The following is a 26,517-nucleotide window of genomic DNA, read 5'->3' as shown; positions in this document are numbered from 1 at the left end:
GCGCGGGGGAGCCGATCAGTCGCGGGGGTCGCTCCCCGGCACGGCGACGCCGTTCTCGTAGGCGAAGACGACCGCCTGGATCCGGTCGCGCACGGCGAGCTTCTGCAGCACCTTCGAGACGTGGGTCTTGACCGTGGCCTCTCCGAGGTAGAGGCGGCCGGCGATCTCGGCGTTCGAGAGACCGGCCGCGACGAGCTCGAGCACCTCGCGTTCGCGGTCGGTCAGGCGGTCGAGCCCGGGGGCGGCCGGGGCGGCCGCGGCGGGCGGCACGGGCGCTGCGGGTGAGGGCGCTGCGGGTGAGGGCGGTACCGGGGCGGGCGCGGGCGAGGGCAGGGCGGATGCGGATGCCGATGCCGCCGGCTTCCTCCGCGCGAAGCTCTCGATCACCCGCCGCGTCACGTCGGGCGACAGCAGGGCGTCGCCGCGCGCCACGACCTGCACGGCCGCGACCAGGTCCTCCGGCGAGGAGTTCTTCAGCACGAACCCGCTCGCACCGGCCTCCAGCGCCTCGAAGAGGTAGTCGTCGCGGTTGAAGGTGGTGAGCACGAGGATGCCCGCGGTCGAGCCCGCAGCGATCAGGGCGCGGGTCGCGGCGAGCCCGTCGAGCTCGGGCATCTGCACGTCCATGCAGACCACGTCGGGCGCGAGCTCGGTGACCCGGTCGATCGCCTCCGCGCCCGTCCGCGCCTCACCGACCACGACGATGCCGTCCTCGGACTCGAGGATCATCCTGAGGCCCACCCGCACGAGGTCCTGGTCGTCGGCCAGCACGACCCGGATCGGCGCGGTCACGACCCGGCCCCGTCCACGGCCGCGCCCGAGGCGTCCCGCGGCGCGAGCGGCAGCCACGCGCGCACCCGATACCCGCCGCGCGACCGCGGACCGTTCTCGAGCTCGCCGCCGACCGCGGCGACCCGCTCCCGCATCCCGATGAGGCCGAGCCCGCCGGACGCCGTGGGTCGAGGCGCGGACGACGAGAAGAGCCCGCCCGAAGCCGCCCCCGTGCCCGACGCCGCGCCCACCCCCGAGTCGCTGACCTCGAGCTCGACCCCGTCGTCGAGGTACCGCAACCGCAGGTCGACGGTGGCCCGGGGCCCGGCGTGCTTGCGCACGTTGGTGAGCGACTCCTGCGCGATCCGGTAGACCGCCAACCCGATCGAGGGCGGCAGCGCCCGGGGCGACCCGACCACCGAGACCTCCACCGGCACGCCGCCGGCCCGGGTCTCCTCGACCAGTTCGGGCAGCTGATCGACGCTGCGGGTCGAGGTCGATCGGCTCGCGGGCCCGTCGCCGGCCGTCTCGGGGCCGTCGTCGGGCTGGCGGAGCGCCCCGAGCATCCGATGCAGTTCGTCGACGGCCTCGCGCCCGTTCGACTCGATCACCCCGAGCGCCTCGGTGACCCGGGGATCCGGCGCGGCACCCGTCGACCGGTTCAGGATGCGCCGGGCCGCGCCCGCCTGCAGCCCCATCACCGAGACGTGGTGCGCGACGACGTCGTGCAGCTCCTGGGCGATGCGCACCCGCTCGAGCGCGACGGCCTGGCGGCTGCTGACCTCGCGCTCCCGCTCCAGCTCGACGGTGCGTTCGACGAGGGCCTCGTGCTCGCGGGCGGCCCGGTAGGCCGCGTCGCCGAAGACGTAGGCGGCGCCGAAGTAGAGCAGGTTCGTGACGAGCGAGATGAGCCCGATGGCCGTGAACTGCGAGAACAGGCCGTCGCGCGAGACGTCGGGCCCCGAGCCGGGGTTCATTGCCTGGAACGCGAGCACCCCGACGAGCCAGAGCACCATGCCCGCGGCGATCAGGATGCGCACGGCCGTCGCCAGCATCCGGTTGCGACCCCATGCACCCACCGAGTAGAGCGCGAGGAACAGGCAGATGTTGGCGAACAGCTGCTCGTAGACCCCGGAGTACTGCCCGATCACGAAGGTCGCGGCCACGACGAGGGCGACCGGCTCGGGGAAGCGGCGGCGGAAGGCGAGCGAACCCGCGATCACGGCGGCCCAGATGGCGGTGCCCCACGGCGGGGCGTGCGGCTGGTCGACGGCGCCGAGGTAGAGCAGGGAACTCAACCACGCGCCCACCGCGAGCACCGTAGCGGTCAGTGCGTCGCGCCGGTAGTCTGCGGCTCGGGATCGGGCGTCGCGCGGCATGACTCCACGGTAGCGAGCACCGACCTCGCCGGCATCCGCCTGCAGACGGAGGAATGCCGGATGATCGTGAGCGGTTAATAGCTGTATCTGAATGGATATCGAGAGAAAGAAGATTCCCATGGCTGTGTACGACGTCGCCGGACGCTCTGCGATCGTGACGGGAGGCGGCTCGGGCATCGGACGCGCCGTGGCCCTGGAACTCGCCAAGAGCGGAGCCGCGGTGCTGGTCAGCGATGTGCGCGAAGAGCCCGCCCAGGCGGTCGTGGCCGAGATCCGGGCGGCCGGCGGAACGGCGGAGTCGCTCGTCGGCGACGTCTCCGACCCCGCGTTCGCGGTGCAGAGCGTCGAGGCCGCCGAGAAGCTCGCCCCGCTCGGCATCGCCGTCAACAACGCCGGCATCGGCGGAGAGGCCGCCCTGATCGGCGACTACTCGCTGGAGAGCTGGCGCAAGGTGATCGAGATCAACCTCAACGCCGTCTTCTACGGCATGCAGGCCCAGCTTCCGGCCATGGCGGCCAACGGCGGCGGATCGATCGTCAACATGGCCTCGGTGCTGGGCGCTGTCGGCATCCCGATGTCGTCGGCCTACGTCACGGCCAAGCACGGCCTGATCGGGCTCACCCAGAACGGGGCGCTCGAGTACGGTGCGCAGAAGGTGCGCGTCAACGCGGTCGGCCCCGGCTTCATCCACACCCCGCTGGTCGACGCGAACCTCCCCGCCGACGCGCAGGCGGCGCTCGCCGCCAAGCACGCCCTTGGCCGGCTGGGTCAGCCGGAGGAGGTCGCGGGGCTCGTCGCGTTCCTCGCGAGCGATGCCGCCTCGTTCGTGACCGGCAGCTACCACCTCGTCGACGGCGGGTACGCGGCGCAGTAGGGCCCCGGGCGGCCGGCGGCGTGGCCGGTCGGTCGGTTGGCCTTTCGGTCGGACGTCCGGTTCGCCGATCAGAGCCGGATGCGGGCGCCGTTCAGCGAGGCGGCGTCCGCACCCCACAACCCGGTCACCGCGTCGGCCAGGGTGGCGACGTCGGTGAAGCCGGCGTAGGTCTTCTCCGGCGAGGCCGCCCGCATCCCGTCGTCGACGAGTGCCGCCACGACGAAGACCGTGGCGGCCGCCGTCGGTGCGCCGGGCGCGGTCTCGCGTCGGAAGCCGTCGGCGACCGACCGCATCCACGACTCGGCCGCCGCCTTCGAGGCGGTGTAGCTGGCCCCGGATGCGGTGGGGGCGTCGACCGACGCCGACGAGACGAACGCCACGCGGCCCGCCCCGGACGCGACGAGCGCCGGGTAGAACGCCCGCGTGGTGTTGCGCAGCGTGCGGAAGCCGCGCTCCATGGCGGCCCAGGCGTCGTCGGTCTGCCCGGTCACGCCGGAGCCGCCGACCCAGCCGCCGACGAGGTGGATGAGGCCGTCGACGCCGGTGCTGGCGCTGGTGCCATGGTCGCTGCTGTCGCCGTGGTCGCTGTCGCCGTTGCTGCCGCTGTCGCCGCCACTGAGGCGGGCCGCGAGGGCGTCGACTGCGGCGCTGTCCGAGAGGTCGCATACCTCGGTGCGGAGGCCCGGGACCCGCTCGGCCAGGGAGGCCAGTCGGTCGGCTGAGCTCCCCACGGCGATCACCTGGGCTCCCGCCGCGAGGAGCGCCGCGCTGACCGCGGCGCCCGAGGCGCTCGTCGCCCCGGCCACCACGATCCGCCTCCCGGCGACGGGCGACGTGCTCACGAGCGACCCGTGAGACCGGCCGTGGACTCGATCGTGGCGCGCATCTTCTTGTCGAGCGCCTCGTAGAACATCGAGAGCGGGAACTCGTCGTCGAGCACCGCGTCGGTCAGCCCCCGCGGCGGCCCGTCGAGCGGGAGCGCCTGCGGACCCTGCGCCCAGACCGAGGCGGGGTTCGGGGTCAGCGTCTCGGTGATCAGTGCGTACGCGGCCAGCCAGTGGGCGGTCTTCGGCCGGTCGATCGAGCGCCAGTAGAGCTCGTCGATCGCGTCGCCGAGCGCCGTCACCGCGTCGGCCACCTCGGGCCAGTCGATCGTGAGGCGGGTGTCGGTCCAGTGCAGCACGCCGCGCTGGTGCAGCCAGGCGAACAGCAGCTGGCCGCCGAGCCCGTCGTAGTTGCGCACGCGCGACCCCGTGATCGCGAACCGGAAGATGCGGTCGAAGAGCACCGCGTACTGCACGAGCTTCGCGTGGTCGAGCAGCTCGGCCTCCGCCTCGTCGAGCGCGACGCCCGAGCCCGAGCCCGCATCCGACCCCGCGGCGCCGCTCAGCCGGCGCTCGATCCGCACCGCCTCCCGGAACGCCGTGAGGTCGCACCGCAGCTCTTCGAGCGAATACAGGAAGTACGGCATCCGCTGCTTGATCATGAACGGGTCGAACGGCAGGTCGCCACGCATGTGGGTGCGGTCGTGGATCAGATCCCACATCACGAAGGTGCGCTCGGCCAGGCGCTGGTCCTCGACGAGGCGCAGGGCGTCGGCCGGCAGCTCGAGCCGGGTGACGGATGCGGCCTCCCGAACCACGCGACGGAACCGCGCGGCCTCGCGGTCGGCGAAGATGGCGCCCCAGGTGTAGGTGGGCACGCTCGAGGTCGCGACCGACTCGGGGAAGAGCACGGCCGAGTTCGTGTCGTAGCCCGCGGTGAAGTCGAGGAAGCGGATCGGTACGAACAGCGCGTTCGAGTAGTCGCCGGCCTCGAGGTCGGCGATGAACTCGGGCCAGATCACCTCGACCAGCACCGCCTCGACGTGCCGGTCGGTGCTGCCGTTCTGGGTGTACATCGGGAACACGACCAGGTGCCGCGCGCCGTCCCGGCGGTGGCGCTCGGGCCGGAACGCGACCAGCGAGCTGAGGAAGTCGGGAACACCGAAGCCGTCGGCGGCCCAGGTGGCGAAGTCGGCGCGCACGGCCCGGAGGTACTCGTCGTCGTGCGGGAAGAACGGGGCGAGGCCGACGATGCCGTGGCCGATCCCTTCGACCAGGCGGGCGGCCTCGTCGTGGTCGACCGGGTCGGGCACCGAGCCGTCCTTCGCCTGCAGCGGTTGCAGGGCGGCGACGGCCTCCTTCAGCGCGAGCCAGTGCGAGGAGCTGACGAGTCGCTCGCGGCTCAGCTCATCCTCGACGACCTCGGGTTCTCCGATGATGGACTCGGCTGATGCGGAAGCGGGAGCGGCGGGGTGTGCGGACATGGTGGAACCTCCGTTCGGTCGTCATCCCGAGCCTAGGCGCAACGCATCCGGGCTTCTTTGAGCCCGCCGCGGGAATGCTGCGCGCGGAGGTGGTCTCGGCGCAGATATCCGTCATCGCATGCGTGGCGAGGCTCTCGATCGCACGGGCTCCGAGGAGCGCTCGACGTCTCTACACGTCGTCGGCCGCTCCTGTCAACGGGGTAACTACGAGGTTTTGATTACTAGCGGAACTAATGTTTAGTTTGTCTAGTTAGATGCCGTTCCCGAAGAGGAGATCATCATGAGCGACGCCGTCCCCACCATCACCACCCTCGTCCACCCGGACGTGATCGAGTACGTCAAGTCGCGCTTCGGCTACTCCGAGCACGACCTCATCCTCGACAGCCTCGACGCGTCCTGAGGTGACGAGCGCCCACCGCCTTCCCTCAGCCGCCGAACCCGCGGTCGTCTTCCTGCAGCACGCGGACGTCGACGCCGCGATCGAGGCGCTCGTCGTGGACGTCGAGACCGTCTTCCAGAAGGGGCTCACGCGCTGGGTGCTCGCCGCTGACGCGTCGCTCGGTGCGGTGGCCGCCGAGGTCGCCGAACGGGTGCTCGACGGCAACGTTCCGGTGTTCGGGCTGGCCGGTGTGATCCTCACCGGCGCAGACGCCGGCCCGGACTCAGACGCCGATGCAGAGATCGCCGACTTCGTCGGGCGCGTCGCCTCAGGCGGGCCCGCGGTCCCGGCCTCGACCGCGCGCCTGATCGCCTCGTCGCGCACCAGCTCGCGCACCCGGGGCATCCTCGCCCGGCGGGCCCTCCCCGACGACCCCGACTACCGCCCGACCTGCCTCACCCCGGGGCAGTTGACGACCCTCCGGGCCGTCGCCGACCGGGTCGTGCCGCAAGACGGTCCGACGATCGACCTCGCCGCGCGGCTGGACGCCGAGCTGACGCGAGGAGAGGGCGACGGCTGGCGGAACGCCGAGCTCCCCTCCGACGCCGAGTCGTACGCCCTCGCGCTCACCACCTTGCAGGGCTTCCAGGATCTCGACCCGGCCGACCAGGATGCACGACTCACGGCGGTCGCCGCAGCCGAGCCTGCAACCGAGCCCGCCGCATCCGAGCCCGCCGCCGCTAAGACCGAGACCGAGCCCGCCGCCGGCCTGACACCGTCGCAGCTCGCGCTCTGGTTCGAAGACGCCTGCGCCGCACTCACCCGGATCTGGCTCGCGCATCCGGCCACTCTCGCCCGGGCCGACTTCGACGGCTTCGCGATCGGCGGCGACGTGACCCCGCTCGGCTTCCGGGTTCTGGGCGCCGGGCTCCGCGAGAGCTGGGAACCCGGCTCCGACCTCCTGCAGACCCCGGAAAGGGCGTCATGAACCTCTTCGGCATGAACCAGCACTCCACCGAGACCATCGTCGACGCGGTGGTGATCGGCACGGGCGCGGGCGGGGCCCCGATCCTCGCGGCCCTGGCGGCGAAGGGGCTCCGCGTGGTCGCCCTCGAAGCGGGCCCGAACTTCGAGCCCTCCGGCTACACCACCGACGAGACCGAGGCCGTCGAGATCAACTGGATGTCCGAGCGGCTGAGCGGCGGCGAGGATCCGACCGCCTTCGGCCAGAACAACAGCGGCCGCGGTGTCGGCGGTTCGACGCTGCACTGGGGGGCCTTCGCCCCGCGACCGAGCCGCACCGACATCCGCCTGCGGTCCGACTGCGGAGTGGGGGAGGACTGGCCGGTCGACTTCGACGAGCTGACCTCGTACCTCGAGAAGGTCGAGCGGGTCATCGGGGTCTCGGGGCCGGCCGACTACCCCTGGGACCCGTCCCGCCGGTACGCGTACCCGCCCACCGCGCGCAACGCCTCCTCCGACATGATGCTGCGCGGCTGCGAAGCGGTCGGTATCCGGGCGACGGATGCGCCGGCCGCCGTGCTCACCCGCGACCACGACCAGGAGCACTACGGCCTGCGCCGCGCCTGCATCTCCTGCGGCGCCTGCCACCAGGGCTGCCGCACGACCTCCAAGGCGAGCATGGACACCACCTACCTCCCGGCCGCGGTCGCGTCGGGGGCCGAGATCCGGGCCGAGGCGGTCGTGCACGGCTTCGAACAGGATGCGGCAGGCCGGATCACCGCGGTCGTCTACCAGCAGGGCGGCCGGGAGCACCGGCAGCGGTGCGCGAACGTCTTCCTCTGCGCCGGCGGCGTCGAGAGCGCCCGCTTGTTGCTGCACACAGGGATCGGCAACGGGAGCGGGCAGGTCGGGCGCAACTTCATGGTGCACGGCGCGACCCAGGTCTGGGGTCGCTTCGATACGGCGATGCGGAGCCATCGCGGCTACCCCTCGTCGATCATCAGCGAGGACATGGTGCGGCCGGCCGGGGTCGACTTCGCGGGCGGGTACCTGATGCAGAGCCTCGGCGTGATGCCCCTGACCTTCGCCACCTCCCTCGTGCGGGGCGCCGGTCTCTGGGGCCGCGACCTGGTCGAGGCGGTGGAGGACTACCCGTTCATGGCGGGGGTCGGCATCAACGCCGAGTGCCTGCCCGCCGAGGGCAACCGGCTCGAGCTCTCGGACGAGCTCGACGAATGGGGCATGCCCAAGGCGCGCATCTCGTACTCGGCCGGCGCCAACGAGAAGGCCATCGACGAGCACGCGATCGCCACCATGACCGCCATCGTCGAGGCGGCCGGGGCCAGCTCGACCCGGGTGCTCGCCCGCACCGCCCACACCGTCGGCACCTGCCGGATGGGGACGGATCCGGCGACCTCCGTGGTCGATCCCGACGGCCGCTCGCACGAGGTGCCGAACCTCTTCGTCGCGGACAACTCGGTGTTCCCGAGCTCGTTGATCGCGAACCCGGCGATCACGATCATGGCGATGGCGCTGCGCACGGCCGATCGGTTCCTCGCGGCGGCCTGAGGGCCGAGAGGCCGCAGCCGGCTCCGGGGCCGGCGGGTGGCCTGTCGCCGCCGGCTGCGGTGGCCGCGGGGTCGCTCCCGGCTCCCAGCCGGGCCTCGCGTACCATGAGAGGCGATGGAGAACCAGACGCCCGCGCCCGCGGCGAACCCCGCCCCGAGCAGCCGTCGGTCCTCGAGAGAGCAGCGCGACGCCGCCCGCAAGGCGGGTGCGCCGACCCCCGCGCACTTCCTCCCGCACATCCAGGGACTGCGCGCGATCGCGGTGCTGCTGGTCGTGGTCTACCACTTCTGGCCCGGGCGCCTGACCGGCGGCTACATCGGTGTCGACGTCTTCTTCGTGATCTCGGGCTTCCTCATCACGCAGCAGCTCTCGCGGCAGCTCGAGCGCACCGACCGCATCGCCCTGCCGAGCTTCTACGCCAAGCGGGCGCGCCGACTCCTGCCGGCCGCCGTCACGGTGCTGATCTTCGCGAGCTTGGCGACGCTGTTCGTCATGCCGCTGTCGAGCCTGACCGAGAACGTCCGCGAGATCCTCGCCTCGACCTTCTACGTCGAGAACTGGGTGCTCGCCGCCAACTCGGTCGACTACCTCGCCGCCGCCAACGAGGCCAGCCTCGTGCAGCACTACTGGTCGCTGTCGTTGGAGGAGCAGTTCTACCTGTTCTGGCCCGTGCTGCTGCTCGGTGCATCCGTCTTCGCGGTGAAGGTGCTCGGCCGCCGCAAGTGGGTGGGCCTCATCGCCGTGCTCGCCGTCGTCGGGGTCGCCTCGTTCGCCCTGTCGATCTTCGTCACCGCGACCGACCCGGCCGCCGCCTACTTCGTGACCTACACGCGGGTCTGGGAGTTCGCCGTCGGCGGCGCCCTCGCACTCCTCCCGCGGCTGCGGCCGACGAAGGCCTGGCAGTCGAACCTCCTCGGCTGGGGCGGGATCGCCGTGGTGCTCGGCTGCGGCTACTTCTTCACGGCCTCGACGCCGTTCCCGGGATACATGGCCGCGATCCCCGTGCTCGGCACGGCCGCCATCATCGTGGCGCACCACCGCGAGAAGCCGTGGGACGCCGGTCGGGTGCTCAGCTTCCGCCCCGTCAGCTTCATCGGCGACATCTCGTACTCGCTGTACCTCTGGCACTGGCCGCTGATCGTGATCGCCCCGTACATCCCGGGCTGGGGGCTCAGCACCCTCAACCGGATCGCGCTGTTCCTGTTCTGCTTCGTGCTCGCCTGGCTGACCAAGCGGTTCATCGAGGACCCGGCCCGCAACTGGCGGTTCCTCGCCTCCCGCCGCCCGCGCGCCACGATGATCGGCGTGGTCGCCGCGATGGCGGTCTCGACGCTGTTCGTCGGCAGCGCCTGGGCGGTGCAGCAGCCCAAGTACGACACCGAGGCGACCCAGCTCGCCGACACGCTCGCGAACCCGCCCGCCTGCTTCGGCGCCGCATCCGGACCGACCGACGGCCTCACACCCCTCGACCCGCTCTGTGAGAACCCCGCGCTCGCCGACCAGATCATCCCCAGCCCGGGCTTCGGCAACGCCGACCGGCCGGAGCACCCCGAGTGCCTCAGCACCCTGAACGACGCGACGGTGCGCGACTGCCAGTTCGGCGCCGACGCGGCGGATGCGCCCCAGATCGCGCTGATCGGGGACAGCCACGCGTACGCGCTGATGGATCCGTTCATCCAGATGGCCGAGCGCAACGGCTGGCACCTCACCACCTACCTCAAGGGCGGATGCCCGTGGTCGACCACCCCGATCGGCGGCAGCGACGCCTTCGCGCGCTCGTGCGACGACTGGCGGGGGGCGCTGACCGCGCAGCTGGCCGCGCACGCGCCGTTCGACGCGGTGTTCACGGCGGCGTTGACCGATCGGGCGCTCTCGGCCGACGAGGAGGCGACGACCGGGCTGATCGACACGGCGGGCGCCGCCCCGGCCTCGCCCCAGGGGCAGGCCGCCGTGGCCGGCTACGACGAGGCCTGGCAGCAGGTGCTCGACCAGGGCACGCCGATCGTCACCGTGGTCGACAACCCGGCCTGGGAGGACGACCCGAACAAGTGCCTCCGCACGCAGGACGCGGCCGACTGCGCCGAGCCCCGGGAGGACGGCCTCGCCGCCTTCGACCCGATCGCGGTCGCGGCGCGCGGCGCCGTCGCCGACGGTCGCGACGTAACGCTGCTCGACTTCAGCGACACCTACTGCACGGCCGAGTCGTGCGCCGCCGTGATCGGCGGAGCGAACGTCTACCGCGATCCGGACCACCTGACGCGCACCTTCGCGTTCACGCTCGAGCCGTTCCTGCAGAAGGCGATGGCGTCGGCGCTCGCGCGCTGACCGCCGGAAGCGGGGGAGGTCCGTCGTGCTCGGGGTGCTGACCGGCTTCGGCATCATCGGCTTCGTCATCCTGGTCGGCTACGTCGTGCAGCGGATCGGGGTGCTGCCCCAGGGCTCGGAGACCGTGCTCAACCGCTTCGCCTTCTTCGTGGCGACGCCGGCGCTGCTGTTCTCGGTGCTCGCGCGCTCGCATCCGGCAACGGTGTTCTCGGCCTCGCTCCTGGCCTCGGTGATCGCGGTCGCCGTCTCGGCGGCGATGTTCGTCGTGGCCTCGCGGATCTGGTTCCCGCGCCCGGTGGCCGAGACGACGATCGGCGCGGCGGGATCGGCCTACGTCAACGCCAACAACATCGGTCTGCCGGTGGCCAGCTACGTGCTGGGCAGCGCTCAACTCGTGGCGCCGGTGCTGTTGCTGCAGCTGATCGTGCTGGCGCCGATCGTGCTCACCGTGCTCGACATCTCGACGCGGGGGCGGGTGTCGGTCGGCAGCATCCTGACGCAGCCGCTGCGGAACCCGATGATCATCGCCTCGCTCGTGGGCCTGGTGCTGGCGCTCTGCGGCGTGGTGCTGCCGGACGCCGTGATGGCGCCGTTCGACCTGATCGGCGGGGCGGCGGTGCCGCTGGTGCTGATCGCGTTCGGGATGTCGCTCGTGGGGCAGCGGCCGCTGGAGCCCGGCAAGGGGCGCACCGAGATCGTGGTCGCCAGCGTACTGAAGCTCGTGGTGATGCCGCTGATCGCGTTCGTCGCGGCCCGCTTCGTGTTCGGGCTGCCGGCGGAGCAGGTGTTCGCCGTGGTGACGCTGTCGGCGCTGCCGACGGCTCAGAACATCTACAACTTCGCGGCGCGGTACCAGCGCGGCGTGCGGCTCGCGCGGGACACGGTGCTGCTGACGACGCTGGGGTCGGTGCCGGTGCTGGTGGGGGTCGCTGCGCTGTTGGCGTAGGGGTGCCGGGCGCCTGCGGGCGCGGGCGCGGGCAGCGGTGGGCGCCTCAGTCGTCGAAGCGCGCGAGGCGGGCGCGGGCACGGTCGGCTGCGCGACGGGCGGTGTCGGCGGTGCGCTGGGCGGCGGCGCGGGTGCGGCGGAGGAACGCGGCTTCCGAGGTGGTGTCGCCGAGCTGGTCGGTGAGCTCCTCGATGCGGTGCTTGAGCTCGCGCAGCTCGTCGTCGAGCCGCGTCCGGCGGTCGCGGAGCTCATCCGCCCTGAGGTCGAGGGTCGCGACCTCGTTGGCGGCGTCCTCCGCATCCTGCCGGGTCTCCTCGGCCTCGCGGGCCGCGTCGGCGCGGGCGCGTTCGCGGGCGGAGGCCTGGCGAGCTGCCGTCGACTTCGAGGCGGCCGGCTCTGCTCCTGCTCCTGCTCCTGCTCCTGCGGTCCCTTCGGGCGTCGACCCGGCGCCGGTGGTTCCCGGCTGGGTCGGGGAGGCGGCGGTCGGCGCCTCGGCGCTCGGACCATCGGAGGTGGGCGGCACGGCGCGGAGCGGGCGGGCCGGGGTGGCCGACGGCAGGCCGTCGAGCACGAGGTGCTCGAGCCCGGCCGGCAGGGCGCCGTCGAGGTCGACCTCGCCGAAGCCGGCGGGTGCGAGGACGCGGGTGAGCGCGCCGCTCCGCACCACGGCGGCGGCGCGTGGATCGCTCAGCGCGGCCTGCAGGGTCTGCTCGACGTCGACCGCCGCGGTCGGCGAGACGGTCGCTCCGAGCTCGTCGCCGAGGGCGCGGGCTTCGTCGCCGAGGTGCGCCAGCATCCGTTGGCGCGTGCGCCCGAGATCGCGGAGTGCGTCGCGGTCGAGGCCGGCGGCGGGGTCGGCGGCCCCGCGCATCCGCTCGCCCAGCGCGAGGAGGGCACCGATGTCGTCGCCCCGGTGCCGCACGAGGGCACCGACCGCCCAGGCGGCCACCGTGGGCTTGATCAACGTGCGGATGCGAGCGGCCAGGGGGCGATCGCCGGCCGCGGTCGCCTCGGCGGCGCGGGCGTTGCGGGCGGCGATGAAGTCGGAGGGGGTCGAGCCGTAGAGGTCGACCGCGATGGGGAGGAAGGCGGCGTCGGTGCTGTCGGTGTCGGTGGTGTTCTTGGTGGTCATCGGTTCACCTCGCCCTCGGTCTGGTCTGGTCTGGTCTTGTCTTTGTCTTGTCTGGTCTGTCCGAGCGGTCGCGACTCCGGCCTCGGCACTGGGCGTCCGCTCCGAGCCTAGGCGTGGGCCGCGCGGAGCGGTGGCACGATGTGGGCATGGCCACCTCGATCGTGCTGATCGCCGACACCCACCTGCCCACCCGCGCCAAGGCGCTGCCCGACGAGCTCTGGCGGGCGGTGGATTCGGCCGACCTCGTCTTCCACGCCGGCGACTGGGTCGACGAGGCCACGCTCGACGCCCTGGAGGCGCGGTCGGCGCGGCTGGTGGGGGTGTGGGGCAACAACGACGGTCCGGGGCTCCGGGCGCGGCTGCCCGAGGTGGCGCGGGTGGAGGTGGAGGGGCTGCGGTTCGCGATGATCCACGAGACCGGTGCGTCGACCGGGCGGGAGCGGCGGATGGACGCGCTCTTCGCCGACACCGACGTGCTCGTGTTCGGGCACAGCCACATCCCGTGGCAGACGACCTCGCCGGCCGGCCTGCTGCTGCTGAACCCCGGCTCGCCCACCGATCGCCGCCGCCAGCCGCACCGCACCTTCATGACCGCGACGGTGGATGCCGGGGGCGTCGGCGACCTGCGCCTGGTCGAGCTCTGAGCTGCTGAGTCGGCGGTTCGCTGTATCGCTGCCGGTCGCTCTGTCGAGCTGCTCGGCGGCGGTCAGGATGCGGGCGGGGTGAGCGCGAGCGCGTCGACGATCGCGTCGACCACGGCGGCGGGGGTGGATCCGACCGTGACCGCGACTCCGGCCTCGTCGGCGCCGAGCGGCTCGAGCGCGGCGAGCTGCGAGCCGAGGAGCGACGGCGGCATGAAGTGATCGACCCGCGCCGACAGGCGGGCGGCGATCAACCCCGGCGTGCCGAGGAGCTGTGCGAACACCGCCCCCGGGCACTCCTCGCGCAGGAGGTCGCGGTACACCCGCCGAAGCGCCGAGCAGGCCACCACGACGCCGGCCTCTGCCGCGGTCTCGGGATGGAGGTCATCCGAAGAGGTGGGGCTCGGGGTCGGCGTCTGCTCCCCGGCGGCGGAGAGCCGCTCGGCCTCGGCGCCGACGGCGCGCAGCCAGGGCCAGCGGTCGTCGTCGGTCAGCGGGATGCCGTCGGCCATCTTCGCCACGTTCGCCGCCGGATGCAGGTCGTCGGCATCGACGAACGACCAGCCGAGCCGAGCCGCCAGCAAGGATCCGATCGTCGACTTCCCCGACCCCGACACACCCGACACGAACACCGCCCGGGTCGCGCCGCTCACGCCCCGACCTCGCTTCTCTGTCGTCCGGCGCCGGATGCGGCGTCCCGGCTCGCACCGGACGCGGCGTCCCCGCGGCGACCCGATGTGTCCGTTCGGGCGGACCAGATCGTGTCGACCGCGCGCTCGATCAGGGCGTCCAGCAACTGACCGTCGAGCAGATCCTCGGCGGCGAGCTGCGCCAGCCCGCGGACCAGCGCGAACGCGATCAGTTCGGCCCCCCGATCGCCGTCGTCCGATGGCGTGTCGCCGCGTTCGTGCTGCCGCAGGGAGGATGCGATGTGCTCTCGGTTCCGACGCCGAGCTTCTGGCACCGGTCCCTCGGGATGAATGCCGGGCCGGTTCATCAGATCGATCAGCTGGGGGTTCTCGCTTGCGAAGTCGAGGTAGGCGCGGGTCAGTGCGGAGAAGCGCGACCGCGCATCCGCAGCACCGCTCGCATCCGCCGCGACGCTCGCATTCGCATTCGCAGCCACGCTCGCATCCGCATTCGCAGCAACGCTCGCATCCGCATTCGCAGCAACGCTCGCATCCGCATCCGCATCTGCACGCGCGTCCGCGCCCGTGGTCGCGACTGCAGCCTCGAGGCGCGCGTTGAGGGCCGAGTAGCCCTCGAGGGCGAGCGCGTCGAGCAGGGCGCGGCGGTCGCGGAAGTGCCGGCCCGGCGCCGCGTGACTCACCCCGAGCTCGCGGGCGAGGCGGCGGAGCGTCAGCGCATCCGCACCCTCGGCGGCGAGGGTCTCACCGGCCCGCTCCAGCAGCGCCGTGCGCAGGTTTCCGTGGTGATACGACGGGGATGCGGAACCGCTCATGGCCCGAGCGTACGTCGACCGGCCCGACCCGGCGAGCCACCGCATCCGACGCGGCCGTGCGCCGGCGTGGCACACCCGGGTCACAGAACCCGGCGCAGCGCACGCATCCGGCGCGGCTCACGCGTCCGGCGCCTCGCACGCACCGACGCGGCGCGCGCACGCAGCCGGCGCGGCGGACGCGCCGTCACAGCACCCGGCGCACCAGCTCCTCCCAGCCGTCGGAGAGTCGGGGCAGCATCCGAGCGATCTCGGCGCTCGGCAGCCGTACGATCGCATCCAGCACGGCCATCAGGTTGAACGCGAGCACCGGGACGTCGGCCGGGTACCCGGCCTCGCGCACCAGCAGGGCGATGTGCACCTCGACGACCCGACGGGCGGGGATGGCGGCCCGCTCGGTGACCGGGCGTTCCGCGGCCCGCATCACGTCGGCCACGATCGAGTAGGTCTCGAGGCGCTCCCGGCCGAACGCGACCAGTCGCTCGACGGGCGGCGCACCGGGGCCGAGCGGCGGCGGTCCGCTGAGGAATCGCAGCTGGAACGCCCGCTCCGACTCGTCCAGCAGCGCCTCGAACAACCCAGCGCGCGAGCCGAACCGCCGGAAGATCGTGCCCTTGCCCACGCCGCACTCGGCCGCGAGGCGGTCCATCGTGAGTGCTTCCGGGCCGTGCTCGTCGAGGATGCGGCGGGCCGTGTCGAGGATGCGGGCCCGGTTGCGCGCGGCATCGGCCCGCTCGGGGGTGAGCGCCTCGGGCGGCGGGCCGAGGAGCGGCACGAGGGGGCTGAGGCCGGGCCGGTCCATGCACGGACAGTACCACGCGGGGTCGGGCCCGAGCGGCCGAGGCCGAGAGGGCTGGGCCGCACCGGCGGCGCAGTCGAGATCCACGACCACGATCGGGAATAAGCGGACCACAGTCCGGTTAAACCGTTGTGACCGAGGCCCATCCTCGCATCCGCACCCTCATCCTCAGAAGGAGAACCATGACCGAGAAGAACGTGCTCGTGCTCGTCGGGAGCCTGCGCTCCGGCTCGACCAACCGCCAGCTCGCCGAGGCCGCTGCCGAACTCGCCCCCGAGGGCCTCGCGCTCTCGCTCTACGGCGGACACTCCGAGCTCCCGCTCTACAACGAGGACGTCGACGTCGAGGGCTCGCTGCCCGAGTCGGTCGTCGCCTACCGTCAGGCGATCGCCGACGCCGACGCCGTGCTGGTCGTCACCCCCGAGCACAACGGCACGCTGCCCGCGAACCTCAAGAACGCGATCGACTGGTCGTCGCGCCCGTTCGGCTCGAGCTCGATCTCGGCCAAGCCCGTCGCCGTCATCGGCACCTCGTTCGCCCAGTTCGGCGGCATCTGGGCCCAGGACGAGGCGCGCAAGGCCTACGGCATCGCCGGCGCCACCGTGATCGAGTCGACCACGGTCGCGGTGCCCAACTCGATGGTGCGCTTCGCGGAGACGCACCCCAAGGAGGACGCCGAGATCCGCGAGCAGCTGACCGCGTTCCTCGCCGAGTTCGCCGAGGCGCTCGACCGCCTCGACTCGGAGCAGCAGGCCGCCTGATCCGGCCCACGCATGCAGAAAGGGCGCCCACCGAAGTGGGCGCCCTTTCTGTACCTCCGGGTGAGGCATGCGCCTGAGCGCGGCCGAGGCCCGAGCCGGGACTAGGCCTGAGCCTGAGCCTCGTCAGACGGCTGCTGCTGCTCGGCGACGGCCTGCTGCTTGGCGACGGCCTCCGCGTAATCCTTCTTCACGGCCTCCATGTCGAGGGCGCGCACCTGCGAGATCACGTCCTCCAGCACCTGGCCGGGCAGGGCGCCGGGCTGGGCGAAGATCGGGATGCCGTCGCGGTAGCCGACCAGGGTCGGGATCGAGGTGATGCCGTACGACGCGGCCAACTGCTGCTGGTCCTCCGTGTCGACCTTGGCGAAGGTGATGTCGCCGTGCTCGTCGGAGGCCTTCTCGAACACCGGGGCGAACTGCTTGCACGGGCCGCACCAGTCGGCCCAGAAGTCGATCAGGACGATGCCGTCGGCGACGGTCTCGTCGTGGTTGTCAATGGTGAGAGTCTTCGTGGACATACCTCCATTAACGCCACAGCGCCCCGAGGATTCCCACCCTCAGCCCGCATTCAGGTGGCGAACGCCTCAGGTGGCGGGCACCTCAGGCGGCGGGCACCTCAGCTGACGTGCACGTCCGGCCGGCGCCGTCGATCCTTCTCCGCCCGCCGCAGCACCTCGCGCGTCACGGGTGCGACCTCACCCGTCCCGGTGACCAGGAACTTGAACATGTTCGAGATCGGGCTGCCCTCGGTCCACTCGAAGTAGATGCCCGGCACGACCCCGGTCAGGTCACGGATCTCCAGCAGCACGGCCGCGATCGTGTTCGGGATGTTGCCGCTGGTCACCCGGAGCACCCGGTAGCCGTGCACGGCCACGCCCTCGACGACGAGGTCCTCCTCGAAGTCGGACGAGTCGGAGGGGTAGACCTCGAGGAAGATGACCGGCGTGCGGAGCGGGATCCCGCTGTCGCGCCGCTCCTCGGCGACCTTCTGCCGGTACTCCTCGGCTGAGCCGTCGTCGGCCTCGTTCGCGATGATCCGCACCGAGTCGAACTCCTCCGCATCCGTCAGCACGAAGTCGAGGGCCTGCGCGTCGAGCGTCACCGAGGTGGCCCGCAGCTGGAACGAGCGGTTCACGCGCGAGACGATCGAGACGACGATGATGCCCAGGATGAACAGGGCGGCGATGCGCACACCATCCGGTCGTTCGATCACGTTGGCCACAGTCGTGTACAGGAAGACCACGGCGACGACGGCGAAGGCGATCGTCGCACCCTTCTGCTTCTTGCGCGCCGCCGAGAGTGTCACCGCGACGGATGCGGAGGTGATGAGCACCAGCACGCCCGTCGCGTAGGCGCCGGCCTGTGCATCCACGTTCGCCTGGAAGACCAGGGTGATGATGACCGCGATCGCGGTGAACACCAGCACGAGCGGGCGGACCGCGCCGGCCCAGTGCGGAGCCATGCCGTACCGGGGCAGGTAGCGGGGCACCAGGTTGAGCAGGCCGGCCAGGGCGGAGGCGCCGGCGAACCAGAGGATCGCGATGGTGGCGATGTCGTACGCGGTGCCGAAGCCGTCCCCGAGGAACTTGTGCGCGAGATAGGCCAGGGCACGGCCGTTCGCGGGGCCGCCGGACTGGAACTCGGACTGCGGGATCAGCAGCGTGGTCGCGAGGCTCGAGGTGATCAGGAACGCCGACATGATGACGGCGGCCGTCGTGAGCAGCCGCTTCGCCCCGCGGATGCGGCCGACCGGGACGCCCTTCCCGTCGACGGACTCGCCCTTCGCGGGGCCTTTCTTCGCGGGATCGGAGGTGATCTGCGGCATCACCGCGACCCCGGTCTCGAAGCCGGAGAGGCCGAGCGCGAGCTTCGGGAAGGCGATCAGGGCGATGCCGACGACGACGAGCGGATTGCCGTGCATCGCGGTCAACGCCGTCCACCAGTCATCGATCACGACGGTGTTCTCGGCGACGTGCGCGATGCTCACGACCACGACGATCGCGTTCAGCAGCAGGAACACCGCGACCAGAACGACCGCGATGTTGATGGCCTCCTTGAAGCCCCGGAGGAAGACGACCGAGAGCGCGGCGATCAGCACGAGCGTGATGATCACCTGGTTGCCCTCGAACCAGCTCGGGGCGAAGGGGTTCTCGATGGCGTGCGCCGTCGCATCCGCCGCACTGAGGGTGATGGTGATCATGAAGTCGGTGGCCGCGAAGCCGAGCAGCACGAGCACGACGAGCTTGCCGCCCCACCAGGGCAGCAGCTTCTCGAGCATGGCGATCGAACCCTCGCCGCGGTAGCTCTCGCGGGCCACCCGGCGGTAGACCGGCAGGGCGCCGAGCAGGGTCAGCAGCACGAGCACGATGGTCGCGAACGGCGAGATCAGGCCCGCTGCGAGGGCGGCGATGGCCGGCTGGTAGCCGAGGGTGGAGAAGTAGTCGACACCCGTGAGGCACATCACGCGCCACCAGGAGTGCGTCTTCTCGGGCTTCACGGCGCCGGGGCCGGGATGCCGGCCGCTGTTGTCGGTCAGCCCGTCGGTCAGCCAGGTGCGCAGGCGCGAGCGCTTCGGGGGTGCGTCGGGCCAGGGTTGGCCGGGCGTCAGCGGCGACCCGGCGCCGACCGTCGGAGAGGACATGCTCCATCTATACACGCATCCGCCGACGTCAAGGTTTCCCGCGCAGTGTCGGTGTTATGAGGTATCGTCAGTGAAAGAAGAGGAATCATCATGAAGGGCGGGTATCATGAAGCGACGGATGCGATCGACGATGATCGGCGGGGTCGTCCTCGCGCTCACGGTCGGAGGTCTCGGGCTGGCGGCGCTCCCGGCCGCGGCCGTGATGCCCGGGCCGGGCACGACCGTGCGGGTGAGTCTGAACGCCGCGGGGGAGGTGGCGGATCGCGAGTCGCGAGCGCCGGCGGTGTCCGCCGACGGGCGCTACGTCGCGTTCGAGTCGACCGCCACCAACCTCGGTGGTGGGGTCTCCGAGATCTCGCAGATCTACGTGCGCGATCTGAAGGCGGGCACGATCCGTCTGGTGAGTGCGGCGCGTGACGGCGCCATGCCGGCCGATGCGGGGGCGTTCACCCCGTCGATTTCGGCCGACGGCCGGTTCGTGGCCTACTCGTCCTCGTCGAACAACCTCGAGGACATCTACGTCGGCACGACCCGGCAGATCTTCGTCCGCGATCTGGCGCCCGGGGGTGGCACGCGGTTGGCGACCGTCAACCCGGCCTTCATGGCGGGCGGTGCCGGCGACTCGCTGAACCCCAGCATCTCGGCCGACGGCTCCATGGTCGCGTTCCAGTCGACCTCGTACGACCTCGTGCCGGGGGTGACTCCGGGGCTCATGCAGATCTACGTCGCCGACCTCACGGCCGGCGTGCCGGTGATCGCGCTGACGAGCGTGCAGGATGCCTCGGTCTTCCCCGTTCCCCTCGCCGGCAACGATCGAAGCGAGCATCCGGCGATCTCGGCCGACGGGCGCACGGTGGCGTTCGACACCCTCGCGACCAATCTCAGCGCCGACCTGATCCCCGAGGGCACCTCGCAGGTCTTCGCCCACCGTCTCGACGGGCGCACCCTGCTCGTCAGCCAGGCGGCAGGGTCACCGATCGGGGGTGGAAACTCGTCGTACTTCCCGAGCGTGTCGGGAGACGGCGGCGTGATCGCCTACCAGTCCAACGCCCAGAACCTCGGGTCCGGAGCGCCCATCCCTCCCGGCAGCACGCAGGTCTACGCCCGAGAACTCTCGGTCTCGTCGTCGCAACTCGTGAGTGCGGCAACGGGTGGTGCGACGCCGGGCGATCGTGCGTCGTCCCGCGCGTCGATCTCCACCGACGGGCTCCGGGTCGCGTTCGTGTCGGAGGCGACGAACCTCACGACCGCTGACGCCCGCGGTTTCGCGCAGATCTACTATCGAGACCGGGTGCGCGGCACGACCTCGATGGTCAGCGTCACCCGGGCCGACGCCACCCGGGGTGGCGAGCTCTTCGCCTTCGACCCGACGATGTCGGCTGACGGGTCTGCCGTCGCCTTCTCCACCGGGGCACAGGAACTGACCGACATCCCCGGCGGCAACCGCTCGATCTACCTGCGGTCGGTGCGCGCGCCGAGCGTCGAGCGAGTCAGCGGGGTCGACCGGTACGCCGGCTCGGCGGCGGTCTCGGCGAGTGCCTTCGACCCGGGTGTGCCCATCGCGTACGTCGCTTCGGGTGCGGATTTCCCCGACGCGCTGTCCGGGTCGGCGGCCGCCGGGTTCCAGGGTGCGCCGGTGCTGCTGGTGACGAAGGATGCGGTGCCGGCTTCGGTGGGCGCGGAACTGAGCAGGCTGCGGCCGGGTCGGATCGTCATCCTGGGGGGCCCGAACACGATCAGTGCTTCGACAGAGACGGCCTTGGCGGCCTACAGCCCGACTGTCTGGCGTTACGCCGGGGCGGACAGGTTCGAGGGCTCCGCGGAGGTCTCCCGCCAGATCTTCCCGTCGCGTCTGCCGGTGGCTTACGTGGCGTCGGGCGCGGTGTTCCCGGATGCGCTGGCCGGGTCGGCCGCGGCCGGCAAAGAGAAGGGACCGGTGCTGCTGGTCAGCCGCGACGGGATCTCGGATGCGGTGAAGGCCGAGCTGTCGCGGCTGCATCCCGGGCGGATCGTGGTGCTGGGCGGGGTGAACACGGTGTCGGATGCCGTAGTCGCGCAGCTCGGGTCGTACACGACGGACACGAGCCGGCTGGCCGGTGCCGACCGGTACGCCGGGTCAGCGGTGGTCTCAGCCGCGGGCTGGCCGACCGGGAGCGCGACCGTGTACGTCGCATCCGGAGCCGTCTTCCCCGATGCCCTGGCCGGCTCGGCGGCGGCGATCGCGAACGGGGCACCCGTTCTGCTGGTCACGCCGACGGGTATCCCGGCCGAGGTGCAGGCCGAGCTGACCCGCCTGAAGCCGACTCACATCGTGGTGCTCGGGGGCCCGAACACCGTCTCCGACGGGGTGGTGGCCGCTCTCGACGCCTATCTCGCGCGGTAGGGTCGCCGCGGGCGGGCGGTCAGCCGAAGATCATGGGGCGGTCGTCGTCGTCGCCCGCGTCGAGGTCGAGGTCGACCACCACCGGCACGTGGTCGGAGGGGGCGTCGCCCTTGCGCTCGTCGCGGTCGATCCGCGCCGCGGAGACGAGGTCGGCGAAGGCGGGGGATCCCATGACGAAGTCGATTCGCATGCCCTCGTTGCGCGGGAAGCGCAGCTGCTTGTAGTCCCAGTAGGTGTAGCCGGTGGGCACGAGCGGCCGCACGACATCGGTCAGGCCGAGGGCCTCGAACTCGGCGAAGGCCGCGCGCTCGGGGGCCGAGACGTGCGTGGAGCCGTCGAAGACCCTGATGTCCCAGACGTCGCTGTCGAGCGGGGCGATGTTCCAATCGCCCATCAGCGCCAGCGGCTGCGACGGGTCGGCGGCGATCCACGATCGGGTCTGCTCCGCGAGCTCGTGCAGCCAGGCGAGCTTGTAGGTGTAGTGCGGGTCGTCGAGCGCGCGGCCGTTCGGCACGTACAGGCTCCAGAGCCGCACCCCGTCGACCGTGACCCCGAGCGCACGGGCCTCCTGCGGCAGGGAGCCGTCCTCCAGTGCCTTGCCGAACCCGGGCATCCCGCTGAACGTGTTCGTCACCTCGTGCATCGGCAGGCGGCTGGCGAACGCGACGCCGTTCCATTGGTTGAGCCCGTGCAGCACGACCTCGTAGCCGGCTTCGTGGAAGGCCTCGAACGGGAACTGCGACTCCTTGCACTTGATCTCCTGCATGGCGAGCACGTCGACGTCCTCCCGCACCAGCCAGTCGACGACCCGGCCCACTCGAGCACGGATGGAGTTCACGTTCCAGGTGGCAACACGCATGGTCCCACGCTACAACGGGCGAAGCGGGCGCATCCGCGTCACTAGGCTGGCCGCATGGCGGACGGCGAGCAGGGGGCGCGGCCGACCGAGCAGCGGAACCTGCGCGACCGCCGCGATCGGCTGGAGCAGCGCATCCAGGACCGTTTCGACGAGCCGATCGCCCGGGTCACGAACCTCACGCAGCAGACCCTGGCCCTGTTCCCGACCCGGGTCTGGCGGCGGTTCCTGGCCGGGAACGGCTTCATCCTGAGCTCGGGCATGAGCTACCAGGCGCTGTTCGCGGTCTTCGCGGCGGTCTACATCGTGTTCGCGTCCGGCGGCATCTGGCTGACCGGCTCGCGCGAGACGAGGGATGCCCTGGTGCGCCTGATCAACACCTACGTCCCGAGCCTGATCGGCGAGCACGGCATCATCACCGACGACGACCTGCGCCGGGTCACCGAGTCGAGCGGGTCCCTGCTGACGATCACCGGCATCGCCGCCCTCCTGGTGCTGATCTGGACGGCCATCGGCTGGATCACCTACTCCCGCATCGCCGTGCGCACCATCTTCGGCATGCCGCGCGACCGCCGCGCCTACCTCCTGCTCAAGGCCCGCGACCTGGTGGTCTCGCTGCTGCTGGGCGTCGTGCTCTTCGCGGCGGCGGCGCTCAGCGTGCTCAGCACCTCGGCGATCGACTGGTTGCTCTCGATCGTCGGCATCACCTCGCACGACTGGACCCGCGCGCTCGGCACCGGCATCAGCCTCCTCGTGGTCTTCGCGATCGATGTCGGTTCGCTGATGGTGATGTTCCGCTTCCTCGCCGGTGCCCGGCTGACGCTGCGACGGATGGCGGTCGGGTCGCTGCTGGGCGGCGCGGGCCACCTCCTCCTCCAGGTGCTCGGCAGCAGGCTGCTCGACGGCGCGACCCAGAACCCGCTGCTGTCGACCTTCGTCGTGTTCATCGCGTTGCTGCTCTGGTTCAGGATCACCAGCGTCGTGACGCTGGTCGCCGCATCCTGGATCGCCGTCGCGGCCGAGGACAGGAACGAGCGCCTCTACGAACCCACCGTCGCCGAGCGCGCCGCCCTCGAGCGTGACGCCCTGCTCCTGGCGGCGGAGGTGCGACTGCGCTCGGCGGAGGAGGAGTACCGCACGGCATCGTTCTTCCGGCGACCTGCGGCGAAGTGGCGGCGGGATGCGGCGCGGGAGGAGTTGGCGACGCTGGCGGGTGCGGGTGCGGGTGCGGGTGCGGGTGCGGGGGCGGGGCCGGGCTCGAGGCGGATGCGGGGGCCGGGGTGGATGCGGGCTTCCGCCGTTCGTCCGATGCGCGGGACCGCGGGAACGGGGGATGATCGGGGCATGAGCGAGAACCAGACCAGCGGCCCGACGCCCGCAGCCGGCCTCGGCGCGGCGCCCGGCAGCACGCCCGATGCCGGCGCCCGTCCCGCATCCGCGCCCGCCGCATCCACCCCCGTCGCCGTGACCGGCTCGACCGGTGCGGTCGGCGGCCGCGTGGCCCGGATGCTGTCGGACGCCGGGATCCCGCTGCGCCTGATCGTGCGCGACGCGACCCGCGCGCCCGAGCTCGGCGACGCCCAGGACGGCTCGACTCCCCGCGTCGAGGTCGCCGTGGCGGAGTACTCGGACTCGGAGGCCGCCCGCCGCGCCCTCGAGGGGGTCGAGCTGCTGTTCATGGTGTCGGCCGCCGAGAACGAAGACAGGGTGGGCGAGCACCGCGCCTTCATCGCCGCAGCCGCCGCGGCGGGCGTGAAGCACGTCGTCTACACGTCGTTCCTCGCGGCGGCGCCCGACTCGGTCTTCACGCTCGGGCGCGACCACTTCGCCACCGAGCAGGCGATCCGCGCCTCGGGCATGGGGTTCACCTTCCTGCGCGACAACCTCTACACCGATTTCCTGCCGATGCTGGCAGACGAGGACGGCGTGATCCGCGGGCCCGCAGGCGACGGGCGGCTCGCCTCGGTGACCCGGGCCGACGTGGCCCGGTCGGCCACGGCCGTGCTGCTCGACCTCCTGCGCGACCCGGCGACGCACCGGGGCGCGACCTACGACCTCACCGGCCCCGAGGCCATGAGCCTCGTCGAGGTGGCCGGCGTGCTGAGTGCCGACGGGCGCCGCGGCCCGATCACCTTCGTCGACGAGACGCTCGAGGAGGCCTACGCCTCCCGCGCGCACTACGGCGCTCCCGGGTGGCAGGTGGATGCGTGGGTCAGCACCTACACGGCCATCGCGTCGGGCGAGCTGGCCTGGGTCGGCGACGACGTCGAGAAGCTGACCGGGCGCCGGGCGGAGTCGCTGCAGGACTTCTTGGACGCAGGGGAGTGACGGAGGTCGCCGAGCGGTGACCCTGCTCGCTGGGTGCGACCGCCTTGGAGCCACGCCCCTCGCCGGCCGTGACGGTGGCCGCCGGTAGACTCGGCGCGTGACCGACGCGCGCAGCCAACTCATCGAGTACATCAAGTCCGATGCCGTCTTCCACGGCGATTTCACCCTCACGAGCGGCAAGAAGGCGTCGTACTACGTCGACCTCCGGAAGGTCTCGCTCGACCACCGGGTCGCCCCGCTGATCGGCCGCGTCATGCTCGACGTGATCTCGGGCATCAAGAACGTGGATGCGGTGGGCGGGCTGACGATGGGCGCCGACCCGATCGCCTCCGCCGTGCTGCACCAGGGCGCCGCCCAGGGTCTCGCCTACGACGCCTTCGTGGTGCGCAAGGAGCCGAAGGACCACGGTCGTGGCCGCCAGGTCGAGGGTCCGGACGTCGCGGGCAAGCGCGTCGTCGTGCTCGAAGACACCTCGACCACCGGCGGCTCGCCGCTGGCCGCGATCGCCGCGCTGGAGAAGGCCGGGGCGATCGTCGTGGCCGTCGCGGTCGTCGTCGACCGGGGCACCGGCGCGGGGGAGCGCATCGAAGAGGCGGGGTACCCGTACCACTACGCGATCGGCCTGGCGGACCTCGGCCTCGAGTGACCGCGGCCCCGTCGTGAGTGATCACGCCTTCGCCCTCGGTAGCCGGGTGCGCCAGCACGAGCTGCTCTCACCGCTCGGCGTGCGCGAGACACAGGATGCGATGCTGCGAGCCCTGCACGAGCAGGGTTTCGCGATCCCGCCCGAGGAGTTCACCCACGGTGAATGGTCGCTGAGGTACGCCGAGATCGGCGACGATCGGGCCTCCACGCGCAACGAGTTCCTGCTCGAGCTGGTGCCGCTGCTGTCGCTCGTGGGCGTGCGCCGACCGTTCGCGCGGTGTGCGGTCCCGGTCGCGGTGGCCGTGCATCCGGGTGGGTCGCGGCTGCTGAGCAGCACCGTCTGGGGGTTCCGCGGCGACGCCGGGACGGTCGGACTCGTCGCGAAGCGTGTGGCCCTCGCCGCAGAGCTCGCCGCCGAACGGACCGGCGGAGCCCTGCGGTCGTCGGTGCGGCCGATCGACCCGGAGGCACCGGTCGACGGCCGTGGTTTCGACCGCGTCACGGGCTGGAAGAAGCGCCGCTGACGGTCGAACGGCGCGGGGTGGTGAGGCAGACTGGACGGATGACAGCCGAGCAGGGACGACACTCCGGGGGCGGGTCCCCGGACGGTCCCGCGGGCCCCGGGGGCCCTGTCGGCCGAGCTGACGTGGCGGGCGGGTCTGCCGGGTCTGGCGGGTCTGCCGGGTCTGGCGGGCATGGGCCGCGCCGTGTGCTCGTGATCGTCGCGGCGGTGCTCGGGCTCGCGGTCGTGGTCGCGCTGTTCTTCGTGGGGATGCGGATCGGGCAGGGCGGGGTGACCGGGCGCTCGCTGGTGTCGACGGCGCCGACGTCGGAACCGACGGTGGAGCCGACTCCGTCAGCGGCTCCGACCGCCGCGGATCCGACCGCCCCGGATTCGGCGGCTGCTGCTCCGGCTGGAGCGGCGGTGCCGAGCGGCCCCGCGGCGGCAGGGGTGCACGAGTGGGACGAGCTGGGCGGAGGCGAGTGCCTCTCGGGCTTCACCTCGCCGTGGGAGCAGCAGTTCACGGTCGTCGACTGCGCATCCGCCCACACGGCCCAGCTGGTCTCGACCGGCCTCCTCGCCGAGGATGCCGCTGCGGCCTACCCGGGCGAGGCCGAGCTGGTCTCGCGGCTCAACCTGCTCTGCACGGCACCCGCCGCGCTCTCCTACGACGCCGCGGGTGCGGTGCCCGACCTGCAGTGGCAGGCCTCCTACCCGGCGGATGCGGCGACCTGGTCCGCGGGCGACCGTCGCTACTCCTGCTTCTTCAGCCGCACCTCCGGCGAGCCGCTCGCGGCGTCGCTGGTGCCGGTCGGCTGAGCATTCCTCTGCAATGTCGGTGCGCCTGGCTAGAGTG

At 72.0% G+C, this 26,517-nt stretch carries 23 protein-coding genes; 12 read left to right on the top strand and 11 right to left on the bottom strand.

Annotated elements, in window-relative coordinates:
• Window positions 1–15: 15 nt before the first annotated feature.
• Complete coding sequence (locus AC59HU_RS07825) at window positions 16–792, bottom strand: response regulator (RefSeq protein ID WP_497222820.1); 777 nt, start codon at window positions 790–792, stop codon at window positions 16–18.
• The gene (locus AC59HU_RS07820; RefSeq protein ID WP_497222819.1) at window positions 789–2,150 is read right to left on the bottom strand and encodes a sensor histidine kinase; all 1,362 of its coding nucleotides are present in this window, start codon (window positions 2,148–2,150) and stop codon (window positions 789–791) included. Before AC59HU_RS07820 ends, AC59HU_RS07825 begins: the two co-directional genes overlap by 4 nt.
• A gap of 118 nt (window positions 2,151–2,268) precedes the next feature.
• On the opposite strand from AC59HU_RS07820, the gene AC59HU_RS07815 reads away from it, so the two are divergent.
• A complete protein-coding gene (locus AC59HU_RS07815) occupies window positions 2,269–3,024 on the top strand; it encodes an SDR family NAD(P)-dependent oxidoreductase (protein ID WP_497222818.1) in 756 nt (251 codons plus the stop codon).
• 68 nt (window positions 3,025–3,092) lie between these two features.
• Here the strand turns inward: AC59HU_RS07815 and AC59HU_RS07810 are convergent, their stop codons facing one another.
• Both AC59HU_RS07810 and AC59HU_RS07805 read right to left on the bottom strand, forming a co-directional pair.
• A complete protein-coding gene (locus AC59HU_RS07810) occupies window positions 3,093–3,866 on the bottom strand; it encodes an SDR family NAD(P)-dependent oxidoreductase (RefSeq protein WP_497222817.1) in 774 nt (257 codons plus the stop codon).
• Window positions 3,863–5,332: a DUF6421 family protein gene (locus AC59HU_RS07805; RefSeq protein WP_497222816.1), complete on the bottom strand. Its 1,470-nt coding sequence runs from the start codon at window positions 5,330–5,332 to the stop codon at window positions 3,863–3,865. Before AC59HU_RS07805 ends, AC59HU_RS07810 begins: the two co-directional genes overlap by 4 nt.
• A gap of 401 nt (window positions 5,333–5,733) precedes the next feature.
• Here AC59HU_RS07805 and AC59HU_RS07800 point away from each other — a divergent pair, with 401 nt between their 5' ends.
• From AC59HU_RS07800 to AC59HU_RS07785, 4 genes are all read left to right on the top strand, one after another.
• The gene (locus tag AC59HU_RS07800; protein ID WP_497222815.1) at window positions 5,734–6,699 is read left to right on the top strand and encodes a hypothetical protein; all 966 of its coding nucleotides are present in this window, start codon (window positions 5,734–5,736) and stop codon (window positions 6,697–6,699) included.
• 11 nt (window positions 6,700–6,710) lie between these two features.
• A complete protein-coding gene (locus AC59HU_RS07795) occupies window positions 6,711–8,243 on the top strand; it encodes a GMC family oxidoreductase (protein WP_497222814.1) in 1,533 nt (510 codons plus the stop codon).
• Between the two features lie 114 nt (window positions 8,244–8,357).
• Complete coding sequence (locus AC59HU_RS07790) at window positions 8,358–10,568, top strand: acyltransferase family protein (RefSeq protein ID WP_497222813.1); 2,211 nt, start codon at window positions 8,358–8,360, stop codon at window positions 10,566–10,568.
• 25 nt (window positions 10,569–10,593) lie between these two features.
• Window positions 10,594–11,514 (top strand): AEC family transporter, encoded by a 921-nt coding sequence (locus AC59HU_RS07785; protein ID WP_497222812.1) that lies wholly within the window; start codon window positions 10,594–10,596, stop codon window positions 11,512–11,514.
• A gap of 46 nt (window positions 11,515–11,560) precedes the next feature.
• On the opposite strand, the gene AC59HU_RS07780 is transcribed toward AC59HU_RS07785, so the two are convergent.
• Complete coding sequence (locus tag AC59HU_RS07780) at window positions 11,561–12,646, bottom strand: hypothetical protein (RefSeq protein ID WP_497222811.1); 1,086 nt, start codon at window positions 12,644–12,646, stop codon at window positions 11,561–11,563.
• 146 nt (window positions 12,647–12,792) lie between these two features.
• Here AC59HU_RS07780 and AC59HU_RS07775 point away from each other — a divergent pair, with 146 nt between their 5' ends.
• Window positions 12,793–13,290, top strand: coding sequence for a metallophosphoesterase family protein (locus AC59HU_RS07775; protein ID WP_497222810.1), 498 nt, complete (start codon window positions 12,793–12,795; stop codon window positions 13,288–13,290).
• 62 nt (window positions 13,291–13,352) lie between these two features.
• On the opposite strand, the gene AC59HU_RS07770 is transcribed toward AC59HU_RS07775, so the two are convergent.
• The 3 genes from AC59HU_RS07770 to AC59HU_RS07760 all read right to left on the bottom strand — a co-directional run bounded on the left by AC59HU_RS07770 (window position 13,353) and on the right by AC59HU_RS07760 (window position 15,548).
• Entirely contained in the window at window positions 13,353–13,940 is a 588-nt protein-coding gene (locus AC59HU_RS07770; RefSeq protein WP_497222809.1) for a gluconokinase, read from the bottom strand.
• Entirely contained in the window at window positions 13,937–14,749 is an 813-nt protein-coding gene (locus AC59HU_RS07765) for a TetR/AcrR family transcriptional regulator (RefSeq protein ID WP_497222808.1), read from the bottom strand. The genes AC59HU_RS07770 and AC59HU_RS07765 overlap by 4 nt, the downstream gene beginning before the upstream one ends.
• Before the next feature lie 184 nt (window positions 14,750–14,933).
• Window positions 14,934–15,548 carry a TetR/AcrR family transcriptional regulator gene (locus AC59HU_RS07760; RefSeq protein WP_497222807.1) on the bottom strand — a complete coding sequence of 205 codons (615 nt, stop codon included), beginning with the start codon at window positions 15,546–15,548 and terminating at the stop codon, window positions 14,934–14,936.
• Window positions 15,549–15,727: 179 nt separating this feature from the next.
• On the opposite strand from AC59HU_RS07760, the gene AC59HU_RS07755 reads away from it, so the two are divergent.
• Entirely contained in the window at window positions 15,728–16,306 is a 579-nt protein-coding gene (locus tag AC59HU_RS07755; protein WP_497222806.1) for an NAD(P)H-dependent oxidoreductase, read from the top strand.
• Between the two features lie 101 nt (window positions 16,307–16,407).
• Here the strand turns inward: AC59HU_RS07755 and trxA are convergent, their stop codons facing one another.
• Window positions 16,408–16,824, bottom strand: coding sequence for a thioredoxin (trxA, locus tag AC59HU_RS07750; protein WP_497222805.1), 417 nt, complete (start codon window positions 16,822–16,824; stop codon window positions 16,408–16,410).
• A 98-nt stretch (window positions 16,825–16,922) separates the two neighbouring features.
• Window positions 16,923–18,947 (bottom strand): APC family permease, encoded by a 2,025-nt coding sequence (locus AC59HU_RS07745; protein ID WP_497222804.1) that lies wholly within the window; start codon window positions 18,945–18,947, stop codon window positions 16,923–16,925.
• 118 nt (window positions 18,948–19,065) lie between these two features.
• Between AC59HU_RS07745 and AC59HU_RS07740 the strand changes: the two genes are divergently transcribed.
• Window positions 19,066–21,330, top strand: a complete 2,265-nt coding sequence (locus AC59HU_RS07740; RefSeq protein ID WP_497222803.1) for a cell wall-binding repeat-containing protein — start codon at window positions 19,066–19,068, stop codon at window positions 21,328–21,330.
• Window positions 21,331–21,349: 19 nt separating this feature from the next.
• Here AC59HU_RS07740 and AC59HU_RS07735 read toward each other — a convergent pair whose 3' ends face one another.
• A complete protein-coding gene (locus tag AC59HU_RS07735) occupies window positions 21,350–22,189 on the bottom strand; it encodes an exodeoxyribonuclease III (RefSeq protein WP_497222802.1) in 840 nt (279 codons plus the stop codon).
• A 54-nt stretch (window positions 22,190–22,243) separates the two neighbouring features.
• On the opposite strand from AC59HU_RS07735, the gene AC59HU_RS07730 reads away from it, so the two are divergent.
• The 4 genes from AC59HU_RS07730 (at window position 22,244) to AC59HU_RS07715 (ending at window position 26,480) form a co-directional block, all read left to right on the top strand.
• Window positions 22,244–24,514, top strand: a complete 2,271-nt coding sequence (locus AC59HU_RS07730) for a YhjD/YihY/BrkB family envelope integrity protein (RefSeq protein ID WP_497222801.1) — start codon at window positions 22,244–22,246, stop codon at window positions 24,512–24,514.
• Between the two features lie 97 nt (window positions 24,515–24,611).
• On the top strand, window positions 24,612–25,160 hold the full coding sequence (gene pyrE / locus AC59HU_RS07725; protein WP_497222800.1) for an orotate phosphoribosyltransferase: 549 nt from the start codon (window positions 24,612–24,614) through the stop codon (window positions 25,158–25,160).
• A gap of 13 nt (window positions 25,161–25,173) precedes the next feature.
• A complete protein-coding gene (locus tag AC59HU_RS07720) occupies window positions 25,174–25,683 on the top strand; it encodes a hypothetical protein (RefSeq protein WP_497222799.1) in 510 nt (169 codons plus the stop codon).
• Between the two features lie 185 nt (window positions 25,684–25,868).
• On the top strand, window positions 25,869–26,480 hold the full coding sequence (locus AC59HU_RS07715) for a septum formation family protein (protein WP_497222798.1): 612 nt from the start codon (window positions 25,869–25,871) through the stop codon (window positions 26,478–26,480).
• The last annotated feature ends 37 nt before the right edge of the window (window positions 26,481–26,517 follow it).

This window comes from Herbiconiux sp. 320_LB, from assembly GCF_059691755.1.
This window is presented reverse-complemented; position numbering and strand designations above follow the sequence as displayed.